Genomic DNA, 19,723 nt, shown 5'->3' with positions numbered 1-19,723 from the left:
TCATAAGGTGGGGGATTTTCAAAATGAGTCATGTATGAAATTAAAATCGTAGTGCAGATATAGTTACAGCGAAAAAAAGTGGTTGCACTGGAACCTGAGATGTGGAACTTAATGGTGTTGTGACTAGGCGCGTGTGCGATGTATGTGGAGAGTAAAAAGGAGTAACGGTGCAGGAAATGATTTTCTATTGTGAATTTTTCATATGTTGAAATTATTAGTATAGGTAGATCAAAAAGCCGCCCAAAGGCGGCCTATTTGTTCGTTTTTGTTTTAATTTTCGTTGTAAATCGTTGCCGTTCAGCGTTAGTTCACCTTTCACCAAACGTTCTTAGGCTTCTATTAATGGAGTGTTTGCAACACTTCCGTTGTAAATGGAATGATTTCGGATATGCGACCTTCACGAACTTTGGCAGGCCATTCGGGATCACTAAGCAGAACACGACCCAAGGCGATCAGGTCAAATTCATTGTTCTCCAGCTTCTCATTTAATAGATCCAAGTGGGCATCCCCTGTTCCCGGGTTCTCGGTTGCTCTGTCTACAAATTCAGCTTCAAGTCCTACCGATCCAACCGAAATGGCTGGTTTGCCAGTGATTTTCTGCGTCCAACCCGCAAGGTTCAGCTCAGATCCTTCGAATTCAGGCAACCAGAACCGGCGTGTAGAGCAATGGAATATATCTACGCCAGCAGCACTGAGTGGGGCCAGGAATTGCTCCAATTGTTCTGGCGTCTCCACCAGACGTGCCTCATAATTCCCCATCTTCCATTGGGAGAACCGGAGCACAATTGGGAAATCAGGACCAACCGCCGCACGACAAGCTTCAATCACTTCAATCGCAAATTGGGTTCGACGTACCAAATCACCACCATAATTGTCGGTCCGTCGATTCGTCTGCTCCCAGAAGAATTGGTCAATCAGGTATCCATGGGCTCCGTGCAGTTCAATGCCGTCAAACCCGATTCGCTGTGCATCCGCTGCCGCTTGGGCAAATGCCTGTACAAGACCTTGAATCTCTTCTTCCGTTAATGGTTCACGTGATGGTTCACCTGCTATGCTAACCCCTGACGGACTTACAGGCTCAGCTTCTGCGTTAGGCAAGTCACCGGAACGACGTGCTGTACCCACATGCCACAATTGTGGCATGATTTTGCCACCCGCTTCATGTACTGCTTTCACTACATTAGCCCATCCTTGCAACGAATCCTCACCATGGAATAATGGAATACTCGCTCCACTAACCGAAGATGGATGATTAATGCCTGTACCTTCTGTTATGATGAGTCCCACTCCACCTGCTGCTCTGCGACGATAGTATTCAGCAACTTCTGGTCCAGGTACACCCTCTGGTGAGAATCCGCGAGTCATGGGTGCCATAACGATTCGATTAGACAATGTTAGCTTGTCCGAGGTGAAAGGTTTGAATAATGCTGAAGGTACGTTCATAGTACATTGCTCCTTTGCAATTGGAAGTGTGGAACTCCGCATCCACATGAAATGCGACATGCTTTTGTATATTGTAACACTTGTAATCCAGTTGACTGGTTTAGGATTATTTCTCTATCCATTTTATAGTTTCTTAATTTTATTTTCAAATTTTCGAATTGGGCGTTCAAACTAATCTTATGACGGATTGTCAAACCAAGTGCGACAGTTCCTCTGTGAAAGATTCGTGAGCCGTCTTCCAACCCAAGCATTTTCGTGGTCTGTGATTCATTAGATCGAGTGAGTGTGCGAGTTCTTCATCCTCCACTTGAGCGAAATCTGTACCTTCTGTGAGATGGCTACACCGAGTGCAATCTCCATCGACAACGCGGTACGGTCGGGCATGAGAACAGCGGTATATAGGCGTGTTTTACGTTCAATCAACGTGGCCACGCAGCCTTTACTTTTCCCACGGCCCGATACGACGGTATCCAGTTCCCAGTGCCCAAACGTTTCACGGGAACGTACCTCTTTGGGACGATCCGAAATGGATCGACCAATGGCAAATTTACCACGAGTTTCTGCGGGTTTTTGACGCTTCCCTTTGTGCCGAAGAATCTGTAATACGCCTTGAACCAAGCGCCCCGTGTAGATCCAGCGATAGATGGTTTTGAAGGTGACGGTTGGCAGGCCTTCCATGCGGAAACGTTCAGTGATTTGTTCTGGAGACCACGTCGCCTGAAGCTTCTTCTCCAAGGAAGCAGCCAAGTCTTCTGACCATTTACCTAGGGAGACAGAAGCCTTACGACGCTCCTCATAAGCGTTTTGAGCTTGTTCTGCCTGATAGGGTTGCGATGCAGCAACACGATCTAACTCACGACAAATCGTCGACGGATGCCTCCCCAGTTCTTTTGCAATGGCTCTCGAACTTTGACCTTGGCTGTGGAGGATTTCTAGCTTGCTGCGTTCGATTATGCTAAGATGTGAATAACTCATGGACTGATTCTCCTTGTGTGAATGCTTGTGTGGTAACTTTCATTCTACACGAATCAGGCTATGAGCCATTTTTTTATTTCCAGTAGGTGTCGCACTTCATATTACAATCTGTCTTATAGAAAAAAAAAGAAAGCTACCTTACGGCAGCCTCTGTTTGATCAAACTGCCGAAGCAGTCTGACATGCACTCTACTACATCTTAAAGTATTTTCCCGGTCACCAATAATGTGGATGTAGCATAGTATATAATCCATAATCTTCCTTCCAATTTAATTAGCATTCACGGGGATATCACTCCGATTCACTCGAAGCAATTTCCCTGATGAAGTTGATAACACATCCGGATCGGTACCCAGACCAAAGTAGAAGTCACCCTCGTTCTCTTCGAAAGACTTGGCATAGGTGTCCTGGTTAAAACGTAAAATCTCATTCCATGTGGTCAGATCAGTGGATTGGTAGACCCGATTGATATACAGATTGGCACTTTGACGAGTGTACGTAAGCACATACACCTTGCCATCACGCAACAGCACATCGGTTGGGAGCGCCTTGGCATCTGGGAGATTAACTCGCCTTGCCTGATTGATGTCGGTCATGACATTCAAAGATTTGGGCAGCAGCTGCCCATCATTGAACACGCCTCCCGCTATATAGAGCAACTTGTTATTGAAGTTAACATTTTTGCCTATTTTATTATAAGGAATCGTGCCCGTTTGATAGGTTAGTCCAGGCAGCATTTTGCTGCCATAAATGACAACATCCCGTTTCTCAAGCTTTTCGTTAATCTCCAGAATATTGGTTTTGTCATTCCATATTTTATTGGCAGGATACATCATGCCAGATGCATATAACTTGCCATTAAGATGGAACATGGTATAGGCCCGGAAACCAAACGTATTAATGGTCGCATATTTCTGCCAAGTTTCACCTTCATTATGAGAGATTAATATTGTTGGTTTGGAATCTGTCCCCAGCGCGGCAAACATCTTGCCCTGATAAGATGCCAAATCGTATACGTGTACACCCAGCGGCAGATTCCGATATTTGGTCCACACTTCTCCATCCAGACGGTAGAAGTTGCCCAGTTCCCACTGTTCACTATCGGAATCATTGCCAGGAATATATAACTTATCGTTTAGTACTCTGTAGATATCAATCTGTTCCTCATCCACATACATCTTCGTTGATGGCAAAATGCCCGGGTTACTGTTAGTCACCGATTGGGTCTTGAATTTTGCATTCGCTGTATCATAATAAATGACTGGGATAGGGCCTGAATTTGGAGCTACGCCCAGATTGCTGCTATTTCCGTGGCCCAAATATATTTTGCCGTTGTACAGTTGCATGTCCCAGACGTTATTAGCATATGGTGTTTTGGTAAAAGGTCTACCTAGCAGTTCGATCTTCGATGTTACATCCGCTGAACTAATCGGTGCATTCGACACCTTGGCAAGCCCACGTTCCGTCGCAGGGGGTTGACTCGTTGACGTGGTGTTTTTCGGCTTGGAGTTCCCCATAAGCATCCAGCTCATTCCTGCGACAATGGTCAAAATTACGGCTGTCCATTTTGTTTGTCTCTGCATGTCCGCTTCCTCCTTCATTTTTTCATCATTAATACCTTCACACCAAGATGATACAATTTGTATCTTTTTATACTATGTAAAACCACCCGCACATGCAACAAATTCCGCCCTATTTATACAAAAAAAGTAGACAATCACATCTGTTGATGTGCTGTCTACTTGTTCTTACTATCTGTGATTTCTATTCAGCTTTTACCAAAATCTTAACCTGATTTTTCTCTTTCAACAGTGCTTCAAATCCATGCTCTACTACTTCATCCAACGAAATTCGTTTGGTCACCAGCTTATCAGCCGGGAAGAAACCTTTATCCATCAGACTGATAACCGCCGGGAACACATCGCGATAACCAATAATGCCATTAACTGTACGTTCTTTCATGACAATCGAGTTCGGGTGAATCGGTGCTTCCTGTTCAAAAATACTGACGATCATCAACTCTCCACCAATACGTGTTGAATCGATGGCTTGTTGCAGAACACGTGGAACACCAGTTACTTCATAGGCTACGTTAACGCCACCTTGTGTACGCTGATGGATCTCTTCCACGACATTAAACTGCATTGGATCAATCACAATGGCACCGAGCTCTTCGGCTTTTGCTTTCCGTTCATCCGATAACTCCACCACATAAATATCTGACGCTCCCGAAGCTTTAAGCGCTTCGATGACCAGTAGTCCGATTGGGCCTGCGCCAAACACGGCTGCCGTATCTCCCACTTTCAGCTTGCTTTGGCGCACAGCGTGAAGTGCTACTGCTGAAGGTTCAACCAACGCACCTTGCTCATACGAGATTGAATCCGGAATGGCATGTACCATGTTTTCTGCAGCAGTTACATACTCGGAGAATCCTCCTCCGCCTCCAGCGAGTCCAAGGAAACCCATCTGATCGCACAGATTGTATCTGCCCTGTTTACAAGCTTCGCAGTGTCCACATGCATAGATGGGTTCTACCACAACACGATCGCCTGCCTTGAAACGTGTAACACCTTCCCCTACTTCAACCACCTGTCCTGAGAATTCATGCCCCATAACTATAGGCGCTTGTTCCCCTGTTAGCGGATGCGGCGCTTGAGCCGGAATGAAGATTGGACCTGCTGTGTACTCGTGCAAATCACTGCCGCAGATACCGCACCATTCCACTTTTATTTTGACCTTGCCTTCTTCAGGGTGAGGTTCATTAATATTTTCGAGACGTAAATCTTTGACTCCATGCCAACGTAATGCTTTCATTCATTTCATCTCCCAGATCATAAGTTTTGATATAATCGGAAACGTTTCCGTAAATTAAATATGTCACATTTTAGATACGCTGTCAAACATATTTCTCCACTAATATGTCTATTTCGTGATCATATCGAGTTCACTTTAAGAATGCTTATACTATAATTCAAGTGATCTTAGCAGTATTACAAACGATGTAATCCTTGTTATTAACATATATTATGGCAAATATTATGGTAGTCCCATTGAAATTTAATCAGGCCTCGCCATAAATCCGGCTCTTTCACGGGATACTTCATTGTTCAAATGTTATAATCAAGTTATATAACTATCGTGAAGTTCATACATATTCCTAATAATTCGGAATCGTTTCCGATAAAGTGAGGTAACTGTACATTGAGGAAAGAACAGAAACTTACGATCAAGGACGTTGCAGAGCGTGCCGGCGTGGGCATCGCTACCGTATCCAGGGCCATCAACAATTCAGAAGGCATCAGCAGTAAAACACGAGATAAAGTGATGCAGGCCATTGAAGAACTGGGGTTTGTACCCAACACCTCGGCACAGAGTCTGAAAATCCGGCAAACGCACCAGATCGCGCTCGTGGTACCCGACATACGTAACGCCATCATTCCGGAAATCTCCTGGTCTGTAGAGCAAACGGCGAAGCAGCATGGGTACCATGTCGTGCAGATCAATACGGCAGGCAATGCCAGAACGGAGCTTGAAACCATTCGTAATGTCAAAAAATTGCATGTGGACGGACTGATCTTCATGCCTCTGGCGTACCCCAAAACGTTACCCGGACTGATTGATAAAGCGCCGCTCCCTATCTCCATGATTAATTACGGCAAAAAACTGGAACCTGGCATGAAGGCAGATATCGTCTCTTTGTCTCAACCTGAAGGCAAATTGGTGATGGAGCATCTGTTCAAAATCGGCCGGACTCGAATCGCATATGCCGGTGCACCGAAGGACATTATTGAAGAACGCTTTCGTGCGTATGAGCAAGCCGTAGGCCATGTGGACATTTCTCTCGTCTACTTTGGTGAGGACTTTTCATTAAATACAGGCGCTAATGCTGCAGATTATTTCTATGGACTTACGCATATGCCAGATGCGGTCTATGCCATTAATGATATGGTTGCCATCGGATTGGTTAATCGGTTCAAGGAGTTAGGGATTCGTGTACCTGAAGATGTGGCTGTTGTGGGTGTGGATAACAATCAATGGACGACTGTCACGTCTCCTCAGATCAGTTCCGTGTCCATTATGGGCGAAGAAGTCGCCAGACTTGCTACCGAGCTGTTGTTAAAACGAATTCGGGAGATGAATACGACCGATTACGAACACATCCAGTTTGAACCACGCTTAATCGTTCGTGAATCAAGCGTCGCCATGATTCATTCTTCCCAGCGAGGACCACACAGTTAAGCTATTCCTTCATTTGTTCTACTACACAGATATACTAAAAAGGTGTTGCTCAGGACTAACTCTTTCCTGGCAGCACCTTATTTGTCGTTATCGTTGATTCTATATAATTATAGCCGAGTCATACTCCGCATACGTTCATTCTAAGAATGCAGTTGCCTGATTGGTGTTCCCTTCAGGAACATCGCTATATTCTCTACGGTATGATTATAATAGATTTCATAATTGCCACGAGTCACATAACCCAGATGCGGTGTGGCAAGAACGTTGGGCAATGTTCGCATCACATGGTTAACTGGTAGTGGTTCCTGCTCATATACATCCAGACCCGCACCAGCAATCACACCACGCTGCAATGCCTCCACCATAGCTTCCTGATCAACAATGCCCGCTCGTGACGTATTGATGAGTAGCGCACTCGATTTCATTAGTTGAAATTCGGCTTGTCCGATCAGATTCCGCGTACGATCACTCAATACTAGATGAATGGATACAATGTCGCTCTGTGCAAGCAATTGCTCCTTGGTCTCGGACCAAGTTACACCATGTTTTTCGGCTTTCTCTTGTGTTAGATTCTCGCTCCAGGCCATCACATTCATGCCGAATGCTTGTGCGATCTCAGCCATGCGAGTACCTATTTTGCCCAAACCGATCAATCCAAGTGTTCTCCCATGCAAATCCAGCCCTACAGTGCTCTGCCAGTTTCGATTGGAGCGAAGTGCATTATTTTCCGTAACCAGTTGTCTGGACAGACCTAGAATCAGTGCCCATGTAAGCTCCGTCGGCGGATTAGAGCTTCCCTCGGTTCCACACACAATAATCCCGTTCTTCTCTGCAGCCTTGAGATCTATCGACGCGTTGCGCATACCACTTGTAATCAGAAGTTTTAGCCTAGGAAGCTGTGAAATGACCTTCTCCGGAAACGGTGTACGTTCCCGCATCAGCACCACAATATCGAAATCCTGCAATTCCTGAATGACTTTATCTTCCGAGCCCATATAGTTGTTGAATGTCTGAATCTCCACCTGATCCATCAACGGACCCCAATCCGCCGACGTCAGCGCAACGTTCTGATAGTCATCCAAAACAGCACAGCGCAACTTCGTATTCATTTCTAATCTCCTCCTATATCTGCTCATTTCTTAAACATATTGTAGCAACTCCGCATCACTTTCAAAAGTATCATTCCGATTACTGTAACAAAGACAGCGTAACCTGGATGCTCTGCTCCACAAACAAGCGATCCGGTCCTGATTTCATCAAGACAGTCAGTCCAATCATGGATACTACCAGAGACTGTGCGACCGTACTCGCGTTCATGTCAGTAGACAACTCCCCGCTCTGTTGCCCTCGTTCTATCGTTTCTTTGAAAAGTACACCCAGGTACATCTGATGCTCCCGTGTAAGGACAGCGAATTTGGGATCATGGGGAGCCAGCTCAACCATCGTATTAATGCAAAAACAGCCGTGACTAGGCTCGGTCACACTCCCCTCTGCTCCAATGTGTTCAAACAATCCACGAAAGGCTTCCCGCACGGAGGAGCCCTGTTGAAGTCTGGCTCTGACTTGAGCCGCATGCTGAGAGGTATACCTGCGAAGTGCTGTTTCAAACAATTCCTTTTTATCGCCAAAAGCCGCGTACAGACTGGGACGTTGTATGCCCATTGCGGTCGTCAAGTCATTTAAAGATGACGCTTCGAATCCCTTGTCCCAAAACGTATGCATCGCTGCATCGAGTGCTTTATCCGTATCAAATTCCCGTTGTCTAACCATACAATCCACCTCTTTATGTATCGATCAGTATTTATTATATTGTAATCTCACTTATATTACAAAATCAAAACCTAATAACCGGAAAGGAGCTTTTTAGCTATAAATGATTCGAAAAATCTGGAACAGAAGTGATCACATGGTTATTTTGTCGTCGTATTCTCTGGGTAAATAATCTTTAGTTTAACCCTCAACTAAATCTCTGTTGACAGAATTCACGCAAATAAAGTATGGTTATCCCGAAACATAACATACCGATCAGTACATAAAAGAAAGGTGACAACTACTCATGCAAACTTCTTCTTCAGATGCACAATTATCCAATAAGGATCGTCCAGCCATGTCACGGTTAGTTGCTCTTCTCTTTGCCGTGTGCAGCGGACTTGCGGTCGCCAATATCTATTATGCTCAGCCTTTGCTGGACTCCATCGCTCAAGAATTCAGCCTTTCTCCATCATCCATAGGGATTGTCATCACAGTGACTCAAATATGTTATGCCTTGGGGCTGTTCCTTCTCGTTCCGCTTGGTGACCTCTTAAATCGCCGCAAGCTGATCATCATTCAAATGCTCTTGTCCGTACTTGCACTGGTTATCGTAGGAACCGCACAATCCAGTTCCCTGTTGTTCATGGGGATGGCTGTCGTTGGATTATTAGCCGTCATTACGCAAACGCTCGTTGCCTTTGCTGCACACTTGGCAGACCCTTCCGAACGTGGCCGCATTGTCGGACAGGTAACCAGCGGAATCGTCATTGGCATTTTACTTGCACGAACAGTTGCAGGTACGCTGAACGATTGGCTCGGTTGGAGATCGGTATATCTCTTCTCTTCCAGCCTTACATTACTCGGAATTGTCGCCTTATATCTTGTTCTCCCAAGGCAACAATCTCCTCAAGTAAAACAAAGTTATATCCAGTTACTCGGTTCTGTCTTGCAACTGTACCGTGAGTTGCGTGTGTTACGAGTACGAGGTGTGCTCGCCATGCTGATTTTTACAGCCTTCAGCATCTTGTGGACTTCCATGGTTCTGCCACTAAGTAGCCCTCCACTGTCCCTGTCTCATACGGTCATAGGTGCATTCGGTCTGGCAGGAGCAGCTGGAGCACTGGCCGCTGCCCGTGCAGGTAAACTCGCCGATCGGGGCCTTGGGCAGAAAACAACCGGTGTTGCCCTTGTCATTCTGCTCTTATCCTGGCTGCCCATCGGTTATGTCCATCATTCTCTCTGGTTCTTGATCCTGGGTGTTATCCTGCTCGATCTCGCCGTGCAGGCTGTACATGTTACCAACCAGAGCCTGATCTACGAAGTTCGCCCCGAAGCACAGAGCCGCCTGACGGCAGCCTATATGATCTTTTATTCCATCGGCAGTGCGATTGGCTCCATTGTTTCTACCCAAGTGTATGCATGGGCGGGCTGGACAGCCGTATGCTGGTTAGGTGCTGGCGTTAGTGCAGCAGCCCTTGTGTTCTGGATAATCGATTGTTATATGCATCGGAATCTCGATCGTTGAATTAGTCCAGTTTATTCCAGACAACTATAAAAAGGGTTGCCAACGGACCAAATAACAGGGAAATCAGAAACCAGTTCCGACCACTTCTGTTTTTTCCCTGAGCCAGTCCGGCATTAATCAAGGCAAGTGTGCCCCAACCTACATAATATTCATTATCCATCAAACGTCTTCTCTCCTCTATCCTTTCAATTCTGGCTACTGCTCAAGCATATCTTTGAGCTTACGATTACGATCCTCCAGAAATGCCTGCATGTATCTCTTCAGCACAAGTCGCTCCGTTGCCCATCCCAGCAATCCAAGTGGAGCTTCGAATCGAAGTGTGTCTCTCATGCAAGTCATCTGATCCCCAATTACGCTAAAATGATGTTCATGTCGCATGCTCTTAAAAGCCCCTTTCTCCATCTGATCCACAAAGAGGAAAGGTCGTTCAAACTGCACGATCCGGGACTTCAGCTTCTGTCTGACTCCAAAATGAGTAGCCTGAAATGTAACGGTATCCCCTGCTCCAATTCTTCCTGTGGTTACCCCTGCAACTGCTCGCTCTCTCGTATGTTGCCAGACGGTCTGAGTATGTACATCAATATTCCGGGCATAGTCAAAGCATCGTTCAATCGAGGCATGTATCGTAATCTCGGTTGAAACTTCAATCATGGCGATCACTCCTTGGCAGGAATAATAAGGTCTTTGCAAAGTATACGCTTGCTTCCTTGGTCGAACAACACATCTAGATGATATAACAAAAAACGGGTCCCCTGTCTTAGTACAGGAGGCCCGTTTTCAATATAAGTAAGGAATACAGATTATATTTAGATTAAATAAGCAATTCATCAATGGCAAGCGTACGCTCTTTGGAGAGATCGCGATATTCTTCAGACTCCACTTTGATGAGTGGTTTGAAAATATCAGACGTATTGTTCATGACAATCACACCTTTTTCCCCATTGCTGAGCAGAACCTGTTTCCCGATGAAATTAGGAAGCAAATGCTGCATCAATGCCTGAACCGGTTTTTCATTCAATTTACCAAATCCCATTCCATAGATATCTCTAAGGTTGTTGATCAGATTTGGATTGCTTCCTCCGTGATTCCCTGATCTCATACCGATATAGATATCCGCTACAGATACAATCTGTGTATATGGATGAATTTCACTTTTCTCCAGTTGCATCGGATAACCCGACCCATCTTCCCGTTCGTGATGCTGCAGAGCGACCAGTGCTGTCGCTTCATCCGTCATCGAATTTTTGATAATTTCATGGCCATATATGGTGTGACGCTGCATCTCAAGCTGCTCATCAGCCGTCAACGGTTCTGTTTTGTTCCGAATCCGGTGGGATACTTTGCACTTTCCGATGTCATGCAGATAACCACCGCGACTAATCTGATAACTCTCCTTCTGAGAATATCCAAGCCAGTTCGCAAGGTAGAAGGACAACAATCCTACCTGAATTGAATGTGTATAGTTATTGACGTCATCCCGCTCCAGCATCATCAGGAGATGAACGACATCTTTCTGCTCATCCAGTCCCTCAACCATCGGTTGCAGTGCATCATCCACCATGGTGGCGTTGAACTTGCCAACGGTTAGAGCTTCGAGAAAAGCATTTTGATAATTATGTACAGTCTGAATAAACTGGGACTTCAGCTCTTCTTCAGGCGGTTCTTCCTTCGTAGTTATCCCGGAAGCATGTTTTGCCGCTGCAGCAAAAAATTCTGCTTCAGTGATTTCTTCTTCGCGTGATTCAATATCTACATAATCTACACGGTGCTGCATAAGCAAGGTGATATCCTCACCTTTGATCACAGTTCCCTTCCCGAGAACGTGTAATCCTGCATCGCTGAATGTATCTGCAGTTAGACGGTCTCCGTCTTGCAGGTTCATAATATGGATTCTCAAATCGGTATTCCCCCTGAACAATTCATTATAGTAACAGCACCCAACGGAACGGGGCCACAAAAATACCTATACTTCTTTATATCGTTATAATTCTTCATTTCATACATAGTTCAAACGACCTTAATCACAATGGTAAATACGAATACCTAAGACTTTATCCTCACTCCAATATCCAAATTAGTCCCGGTTTTAAACTTTTGCACACTTTTGTGCCTCATTGAGAGTAAGCCAAAGAAGTTCAAACGCTGCGTTTGAACTTCTTCAAGACATCTCAAATTAGATTTTGATCGAACCCAGACTAGCACCTTTAACAAAAAATCGTTCAATGCTCTTCTCGACCGAAGCATCGGGAATCAGCGGCGGTGCCTGGTGAGGTTTGGTACGTGCATCAATAATCACCTGATCACAGCCCCAATGCTTGTGGTCATATCCGCTATTAACCCCGTACATGTCATGTGAAGGGTTGCTGCGAGTAAAGGTTGTCCACAAGAAGTTGCTGAGATTAGCACTCAGGAACGAACTGTCATCACAGAGGATGATCATCGGACACGAGTTCAGACCTCCCTGTTCTTTCAATAGAGACGTGAATGCTTGCATCTCCTGTGCTGTATCCTCATAACTTGTGAAAGCCGATGTCTGAATCGAAACCATCCCTGGCATGATGAGCTGCGGATTTTCATAACCGCGAATGTTCTTCAAAGACTCCGGCACATCCGAGCACAGGTCCCGAACCTTGTCGCCATACGCTGCAAAAACAACCTTGCTACCGCTGTTCAGCCCGGTACCCGAGTAATCCAGTGTATCAATCGTTGTATGCGTATAGAAATGAATATCCCGCTGCATATCCATGCGCTCCAAGATATAGGTCAGGAATTCAACTTCCTTATGGGTGTCCAAAGGCTGCTGATCCTCAGCGGTAATAAACAGGTACTTCGCCAGACTGAGCTGCCCCGTACCCAAAATACGATTGGCAATCGTAAGCAACTCTGTCGGCTGCTTTACAGTCTGATACGGCGTGTAACGTTCACTGCCAATGGCAAACAGTAATGGATGGACTCCTGCCGCATCGACCGCATGCACTTCTTTAACACCTGGAATCTCCTGTTTGATCGCGTCTCCTGTAATCTCATGTATCAAATCACCAAAAGCCGTATCCTCTTGCGGTGGACGACCAACAACCGTAAACGGCCAGATCGCATTAGGTTTGGCATAGACTTTATGCACACGCATTAGCGGGAATTCATGTGTCAGACTGTAATAACCCAGATGATCACCGAACGGACCTTCAGGTTTTGTCTCGCCTGGGTAGATATCACCTGTGATGACAAAATCAGCATCATTACTGATGCAATATCCGTCCTTGTAACTGTACCGGAAGCGACGTCCAGCGAGCAGACCGGCAAATGTCATCTCACTTAGTCCTTCAGGCAAAGGCATCACCGCTGAAAGCGTATGTGCGGGTGGACCCCCAATGAAAATACTGACTTTCAGTGCTTCTCCCTTTTTAACGGCTTTGGCTTGATGTATACCGATTCCGCGATGAATCTGATAGTGTAACCCTATTTCCTTGTTCATTTCAAAATCATTGCCATCTAGTTGAACCCGGTACATCCCCAAGTTTGAATTCATGATGCCTGGTTTGTCCGGATCTTCCGAATAAACCTGTGGTAGGGTCACAAATGCCCCACCGTCCATTGGCCAGTGTTTGATGAGCGGCAAGTCCGAGATTTGAATCTCTTGTGCCGACACGGGTAGGCTGATAGATTTCTGTTTTGGCAGCGCCTGCCACGCAGCTAGACCTGTGCGGACATGCTGAAATGGCGTCTTAAGCGCCTTCATGGGGTCGTCACGAACAGCCATGACCCGTTGTACGCCTTCCAGCGTACCGCGGAACATGAATTTGCTTCGTTCCACCGTGCCGAACAGATTCGATACGGCCTGGAACTTTGAGCCTTTTACATTTTCGAATAACAACGCCGGGCCTTTAGCCTCGTGCACTTTCATGTGGATCGCTGCCATCTCCAGATGAGGATCAACCTCTTCTTTGACCCGAATCAAATGACCGTGCTGCTCCAGATCGTTAATACAATCTTCCATGTTGCGATATTTCATTGGATGGCTCCATTCTGTGTATGATAAATTGATTAAGTTCATAGATTCACATAACGTCTCTTCTATTTTAACAAATGATCCACTGCTAAACAAAACTATATGTGAAATTTTGTCGCGAATACAGATATCAAAAAAAGCAATATGGCAGCAATCTGAATCCTGAACGCACAGGGACCGATTGTTTCCATATTGCTCTCTCTGTTCTGGCTTGCCTTAAGGTGTAGGTGTAATGGTCGATCTGGGAATCGTGACAATAAACTGCGTTCCTTTTCCTACTTCGCTCTCTACATCAATTGTACATTGATGCAACTTCAATATTTTAATCACAATGGACAACCCTAATCCATTCCCTCGAAGCGAGCTGCTCCTTGCTTTGTCCACCATGTAGAATCGATCAAAGATATACGGAAGGGCGTCCTCAGGTATACCTTGTCCTGAATCTCTAATCAATACCTTCACATGTGAAGATGACGTCTCAATTTCGACATGAATGGTACCTTTAGGACCGGTGTATTTGATCGCATTGTTTATTAAATTTTGCCAGACCTGATCAAACAAATCTCTGTCCAGTGTGATCTCGCAGGGCAACAAATCCAGTTCGATCTGTATGTCCTTCTGTGACCACTGCGGCTCGGCCAGTAAAATCGCCCTTCTTAATTGTTCATCCAACTGGAATGTGGTGAAATGAACCGGATGATGCTCCGAATCCAGCGAGGCTAGCCGAAGCAGATTATCACTGAGCCTCGATAAGCGCAGCGTTTCCTCATAGATAATATCCAAATGCTCTTTCTGCTCTTCTAATGGAATAACACCATCTTGTAGTGCTCTGGTAAATCCTCTGATCGATGTGAGTGGAGACTGCATTTCATGAGAGACGTTGCTGACAAAGTCATCACGAACCGAATCGATTTTTTGCAACTCACTGGCCATATGATTAAAACTCTCCATCAGTTCCCCAAACTCATCCTTATTGTTATGTTTCAGGCGGACCGACAGGTCACCTGATGACATCTCCTTCGCCGCAACCGTTAATCTCTTAATCGGTTTCACAATATACCCGGACATGAACAGGATTAATAAGCTGCCAATGACCAGAACCGTTAACAGTGAGGTTAAGAGCGTGTTTCTCAGTGTATGAAAAAGAGAGGAGAAATCACTTCGAATCAGAAATGTGCCAATCCCCTCGTTTGTTCCGGGAACACCTATGGTCGCGATTCCATCTTTACTGGACAGAAAAATGGCATCCGTTGTACCCGAATCAAATAACGAATGAACTTTGTCCTTTGGCAAGGAAGATAACACTTCACTTTGTTCATTCACCGGAGCGATGTTCAAACCGTACCGTGCAAAGATATCCATGCTGGATTTCACTTTTTCCGGATCATCGATCAGGTTAATCAGTGTAGCGATGTCTTCAGCAAAAGTAACCATAAAACGATTCGGTGTCTTTTCCTGAGACCCGCTATTCAGCATAAAGGAGAGAATCAAACTCACCAGAACAATCCCGATAAACGTAGCTACGATGCGAAGTCGCAGGCTTTTCCTAAACATTTTCATGCCCGCTCCAGGCGATAACCGAGTCCTCTTATCGTTGAGATCACTAACTCAGGAACATGCTCCAGACGTTCCCTTAACCGTTTGATATGTACATCAACTGTACGCTCATCTCCTTCGTAATCGATGCCCCATATGTCATCTATAAGCTGTGTACGTGTGAATATTTTCCCTGGCGAGCTTGCCAGAGAAAATAACAATTCACATTCCTTCTTTTTCAACTCGATAGTTTGTCCATCCGAAACAACCATCAGATTGCCCAAATCAATCGTTACACCGCTGATCTGAATCATGTTTGATGAACTTTTGTTATATCGTTTCAGCAACGATTTTACACGCAGGATTAACTCCACAGGATCAAACGGTTTAACCAGGTAATCGTCTGACCCGGCATTAAATCCTCTGACTTTGTCCTTGGATTCTCCCTTGGCTGTCACCATCAGGATGGGAATATCCAGATAAGACCGAATATCTTCCGTCAGTTCAATACCGTCTATTCGTGGCATCATGACATCTACTATCGCCAGATCCACTTTCGTATGCGAGAGGATATCTAACGCCTCTTGACCGTCTGGTGCTTCCAGCACGGAGAATTGATTCTTTTCAAGATAAATTCGGATTAATTTGCGGATATGGGAATCATCGTCCACCACCAGAATTGTGTTCATGTAGCCATTATCCTTTCCAAAATTGATATTTATTCGTATCGTAAGGATTCCATCGGGTCCAGCTTCGCCGCTTTTGATGATGGCATTAAACCGGCAACAATACTAATCGCTGTACTTACCACGATACCAAACAAGATATAATATCCCGAGAGATTAATGAGTTTGGCTCCAAACGCATTGTCCAAAAGAATGTTTAATACATAACTGATGATCAGTGCAAAGATTACCGCAATAATACCACTAAATACGCCTAATAAGGCAGATTCAGAGAAGAATATTCGCTTGATATCTTTCTTTCTTGCTCCAATCGCCCGAAGAATGCCGATCTCCTTTGTCCGTTCCACGACACTAATATAGAGTACAACCAATATCATAATACCGGATACGATCAACGAAATGCCTGCAATACCCGCGAGTACAATGGAAGCCATACTTACATATGTCGTGATATTCTCCATGACCTTGGCCATTTGGGAGCCTGCGAAACCAGCGTCAACAGCAGCTTCATTGATATCATTTACATATTTCATATCTGTTGCATAGGCGTTAACCTGAATCGGCCCGATCGTTATTCCATTGTCTGTATACATTTGCTCCAGCGTCTCTGATGAAATGTACCCCGGGGATTGTTGCATTGGAGATCGCGGATCTGCCGCTTCGTAGATCCCTGAGATGGTTACTTCTTTCTCCAAAGTCACTGGTTTATTAGTGCTATCCATCTCGTTGATATATAGAAACACGGACTTGCCGATCATGGATTCAGCCTGGTCATTTCCGCTTAATTGTTTCGCCGTATCGAGAGGTAACAGCATCTGATTTTCTACCGGCAGAACACCAGTTGTCATCAGTGCTGAATCAAAAGCATCCGTTAACGTTGTTAACTGTGTGAGTCCTACACTTTGTTTTTCATTCACCATCGTGGATTTGCCTGTAATGGTCGTGATCGTCTCTACATAATCCACATTAGGAAAATTACGAATCGTCTCAATATCAGCTTCCGTGAACGGTTCACCTGGTGCCATCAAAGCCTCGGGGCCCTGCATATCCTTGGCTTCTTCACTCGGCTTGGTTATATCCACGAGCAAAGGGTCCATACTTGAATTGATTTCGTCATTCATATACGTCGTTATTCCATTCCCCAAGGAGAGCATCAGGAGTACACTTAATATACCTATAGATCCACCTAAAGCGACCAATACATTACGCTTGCCGTTGAGTTTCATATTTTTAAGTGCCATCTTGAATGAAGCAAGCAAGCTCAGGCTCCGGGAAGAATCTTGACCACTCTCGTAAACAGCCGTAGAAGGATCTTTCAGATGAATATCGTCACTAATGCGCCCCTCTTCAACCTTCACAATACGTGTACCGGAGTCAGCGACTTTCTGCGAGTGAGTTACGGCAATCACCAGCATTCCCTTTTTGGCAATGCTATCGAGCAGAGCGAGGATTTGATCTCCGTTCTCCCTATCCAGAGCACCCGTCGGTTCATCCGCGAGAATAATATCCGGATTGTTGGACAAAGCCCGTGCAATGGAAACCCGTTGCTTCTGACCCCCGGACAGCTGGTTGGGACGTTTATTCAGATGATCCTTCAGTCCGACTTCCGTCAATATATCAACGGCACGTTGGTTCCGTTCCTTCTCATTCGTATCCGTCATTTGCATCGCAATGGTAACATTTTCGAGGACAGACAGGTGTGGGATCAGATTGAAGTTTTGAAAGACAAAGCCAATATTATTCTTCCGGTAATCATCCATTTCCTTCTCCGTCATGGCACTTAAGTTCTTGCCACGAACAACGACGTCCCCTTCATAGTCGGAGTCCATGCCACCAATGATATTCATCAGTGTCGACTTACCGCAGCCAGATTCGCCAAGGATGGAGACAAATTCCCCTGTCTCAAAACTCAGGTTCAGACCGTGGAGTACGGGAACTTTTTCTTTTCCATATAGGGTGTATGATTTCTTCACATTTTTAACTTCTAGTATTTTCATATGGATCTCTTCCTCTCCTGATCATGCACAATATCTATCTATTTGATGTTCATATCGTAACAAATCAGTATGAACTGATAATGAACTGAACTATCATCCTATATGCAAAAAAACACCTACACTTATTTGAAATGAATGAATCATTCCAAGTAAGTGTAGGTCTCCAGAAGTTTTATTAGATTAATCAGGCTTTTGAAAGCAGTCTTTTCAAAATCGACTCTGCCGCCCATTCCTGCAACTCTAGCGCTGTCGCTACCTCTTAAAATTAAATTCCCTCAACAATCCGCTTGGCTCTAACCTTCACCTCACGGTAAAGTTCATCCTCATCGATCGTGAGCAGCTTTCTGCCTCTCATGAGGATCTGACCATTCACGATCGTGGTGTCCACATCCGCCCCATTTACGCTGTAAGCCAGTAACGATTCTACCTCATGTACCGGTTGAAGATGTGGTTTCGCCAGATCGATCAGGATCAGATCAGCTTTGTACCCCACCTCAAGGATACCCACTTCATCCTGTAGACCAAGCAGACTAGCACTTCCGCGTGTAGCCATGCTTAGTACGTCCTTGGCTGGCAAGCGAGTGGGATCGCCATAGTCCAGCTTTTGCAGCCAGGTCGCGGCTTTGATCTCCTCGAACATATCCACGGTTGTGGCACTTCCCGCTCCATCGGTTCCGATTCCCACGTTAATCCCCTGTGCCAACATCTCGGTAATTGGAGCAATTCCACACCCCAGCTTCAAATTGCTGACCGGATTGTGTGCTACACCGCCGCGCATGCCCTTCAATCTGCCGATGTCCCTGCGATTGAGGTGCACACCATGTGCAAGCAACACATGTGCCTGTCCGAACATACCCGCCTCTTCCAAATACTCTGTCGGTGTCATGCCATAGCGCTCACGAATCTTCACAGCTTCTTCCTTCGTCTCAGCCAGATGAATATGTAGCGGAATATCCTCCGTGACAGCCAGAGCAATGACTTCACGTAGCGGCTCCATGGGACAAGTGTAGGGTGAGTGGGGCCCATACATGGTTGTAATCCGTCCATCGGCCGCTCCAGACCAGCGTTGTACAAGATCAATCGCCTCCTGCAACCTGCGTCCCCCATCATCCTCCATGAATACCATCCCACGTGTAAGTGATGCCCGCATACCCGTTTGCTTAACCGCTTCTGCAATCTCATTCATATGAATGTACATATCTGCAAACGCAGTGGTACCCGAACGGATCATCTCGGCGATGGATAACTTGGCACCCCAATAGATGTCTTCCGGGTTCATCCGCGCTTCAGCAGGCAACATTTTGCGTTCGAGCCAGTCCATCAGCTTCAGATCATCCGAGAATCCCCGGAGCAGGCTCATTGGTGTATGTTGGTGTGCATTGATGAGGCCCGGCATGGCAACCTTATTGCGGCCATCGATAATCTCATCTTCAGGTTGAGGAGGAATGTGGTTCGCAATCTGTACAATGCGATCTCCTTCAACACGAATATCCCCCATAAAGGGGGCATCGGCATCTTTCATCGTTAGAATCGTAGCTTGCTGAATCAATATACTCATGACGTTC

15 protein-coding genes and 1 pseudogene are annotated in these 19,723 nt (G+C 45.5%); 2 read left to right on the top strand and 14 right to left on the bottom strand.

The window, feature by feature from the left end; translation table 11 throughout:
- Positions 1-339 precede the first annotated feature (339 nt).
- The 4 genes and pseudogenes from MKY92_RS13035 to MKY92_RS13020 all read right to left on the bottom strand — a co-directional run bounded on the left by MKY92_RS13035 (position 340) and on the right by MKY92_RS13020 (position 5,231).
- Entirely contained in the window at positions 340-1,443 is a 1,104-nt protein-coding gene (locus tag MKY92_RS13035) for an NADH:flavin oxidoreductase (protein WP_339301072.1), read from the bottom strand.
- 190 nt (positions 1,444-1,633) lie between these two features.
- A pseudogene (locus MKY92_RS13030) lies at positions 1,634-2,418 on the bottom strand (IS30 family transposase).
- A 268-nt stretch (positions 2,419-2,686) separates the two neighbouring features.
- Positions 2,687-4,000 carry a hypothetical protein gene (locus MKY92_RS13025; RefSeq protein WP_339301070.1) on the bottom strand — a complete coding sequence of 438 codons (1,314 nt, stop codon included), beginning with the start codon at positions 3,998-4,000 and terminating at the stop codon, positions 2,687-2,689.
- A 181-nt stretch (positions 4,001-4,181) separates the two neighbouring features.
- The gene (locus tag MKY92_RS13020; RefSeq protein WP_076249528.1) at positions 4,182-5,231 is read right to left on the bottom strand and encodes a 2,3-butanediol dehydrogenase; all 1,050 of its coding nucleotides are present in this window, start codon (positions 5,229-5,231) and stop codon (positions 4,182-4,184) included.
- A gap of 387 nt (positions 5,232-5,618) precedes the next feature.
- Here MKY92_RS13020 and MKY92_RS13015 point away from each other — a divergent pair, with 387 nt between their 5' ends.
- Positions 5,619-6,656, top strand: a complete 1,038-nt coding sequence (locus MKY92_RS13015; protein ID WP_339301069.1) for a LacI family DNA-binding transcriptional regulator — start codon at positions 5,619-5,621, stop codon at positions 6,654-6,656.
- 140 nt (positions 6,657-6,796) lie between these two features.
- On the opposite strand, the gene MKY92_RS13010 is transcribed toward MKY92_RS13015, so the two are convergent.
- Together MKY92_RS13010 and MKY92_RS13005 are read right to left on the bottom strand one after the other, a co-directional pair.
- Positions 6,797-7,765, bottom strand: a complete 969-nt coding sequence (locus MKY92_RS13010) for a D-2-hydroxyacid dehydrogenase family protein (RefSeq protein WP_339301067.1) — start codon at positions 7,763-7,765, stop codon at positions 6,797-6,799.
- A 79-nt stretch (positions 7,766-7,844) separates the two neighbouring features.
- Positions 7,845-8,426 carry a TetR/AcrR family transcriptional regulator gene (locus tag MKY92_RS13005; RefSeq protein WP_339301065.1) on the bottom strand — a complete coding sequence of 194 codons (582 nt, stop codon included), beginning with the start codon at positions 8,424-8,426 and terminating at the stop codon, positions 7,845-7,847.
- A 286-nt stretch (positions 8,427-8,712) separates the two neighbouring features.
- Between MKY92_RS13005 and MKY92_RS13000 the strand changes: the two genes are divergently transcribed.
- Positions 8,713-9,933 (top strand): MFS transporter, encoded by a 1,221-nt coding sequence (locus MKY92_RS13000; protein ID WP_339301063.1) that lies wholly within the window; start codon positions 8,713-8,715, stop codon positions 9,931-9,933.
- 1 nt (position 9,934) lies between these two features.
- Here MKY92_RS13000 and MKY92_RS12995 read toward each other — a convergent pair whose 3' ends face one another.
- From MKY92_RS12995 to MKY92_RS12960, 8 genes are all read right to left on the bottom strand, one after another.
- On the bottom strand, positions 9,935-10,096 hold the full coding sequence (locus MKY92_RS12995; RefSeq protein WP_169481673.1) for a hypothetical protein: 162 nt from the start codon (positions 10,094-10,096) through the stop codon (positions 9,935-9,937).
- 32 nt (positions 10,097-10,128) lie between these two features.
- Entirely contained in the window at positions 10,129-10,584 is a 456-nt protein-coding gene (locus tag MKY92_RS12990) for an SRPBCC family protein (RefSeq protein WP_339301062.1), read from the bottom strand.
- Between the two features lie 160 nt (positions 10,585-10,744).
- Positions 10,745-11,830, bottom strand: a complete 1,086-nt coding sequence (locus MKY92_RS12985) for an HD domain-containing phosphohydrolase (RefSeq protein ID WP_047842713.1) — start codon at positions 11,828-11,830, stop codon at positions 10,745-10,747.
- Between the two features lie 276 nt (positions 11,831-12,106).
- Positions 12,107-13,942, bottom strand: a complete 1,836-nt coding sequence (locus MKY92_RS12980) for a UbiD family decarboxylase (protein ID WP_339301061.1) — start codon at positions 13,940-13,942, stop codon at positions 12,107-12,109.
- A gap of 213 nt (positions 13,943-14,155) precedes the next feature.
- Positions 14,156-15,499, bottom strand: coding sequence for a HAMP domain-containing sensor histidine kinase (locus tag MKY92_RS12975; RefSeq protein ID WP_339301060.1), 1,344 nt, complete (start codon positions 15,497-15,499; stop codon positions 14,156-14,158).
- A complete protein-coding gene (locus MKY92_RS12970; RefSeq protein WP_339301058.1) occupies positions 15,496-16,164 on the bottom strand; it encodes a response regulator transcription factor in 669 nt (222 codons plus the stop codon). Before MKY92_RS12970 ends, MKY92_RS12975 begins: the two co-directional genes overlap by 4 nt.
- Before the next feature lie 29 nt (positions 16,165-16,193).
- Positions 16,194-18,158: an ATP-binding cassette domain-containing protein gene (locus tag MKY92_RS12965; RefSeq protein WP_339301057.1), complete on the bottom strand. Its 1,965-nt coding sequence runs from the start codon at positions 18,156-18,158 to the stop codon at positions 16,194-16,196.
- Between the two features lie 265 nt (positions 18,159-18,423).
- A complete protein-coding gene (locus MKY92_RS12960; RefSeq protein ID WP_339301055.1) occupies positions 18,424-19,716 on the bottom strand; it encodes an amidohydrolase in 1,293 nt (430 codons plus the stop codon).
- Positions 19,717-19,723 lie beyond the last annotated feature (7 nt).

The organism is Paenibacillus sp. FSL R5-0623 (assembly GCF_037974265.1).
In the GTDB taxonomy this organism is placed as follows: domain Bacteria; phylum Bacillota; class Bacilli; order Paenibacillales; family Paenibacillaceae; genus Paenibacillus.
Note: the sequence above shows the minus strand (reverse complement) of the source record. Positions and strands in the feature narration are given on the sequence as shown.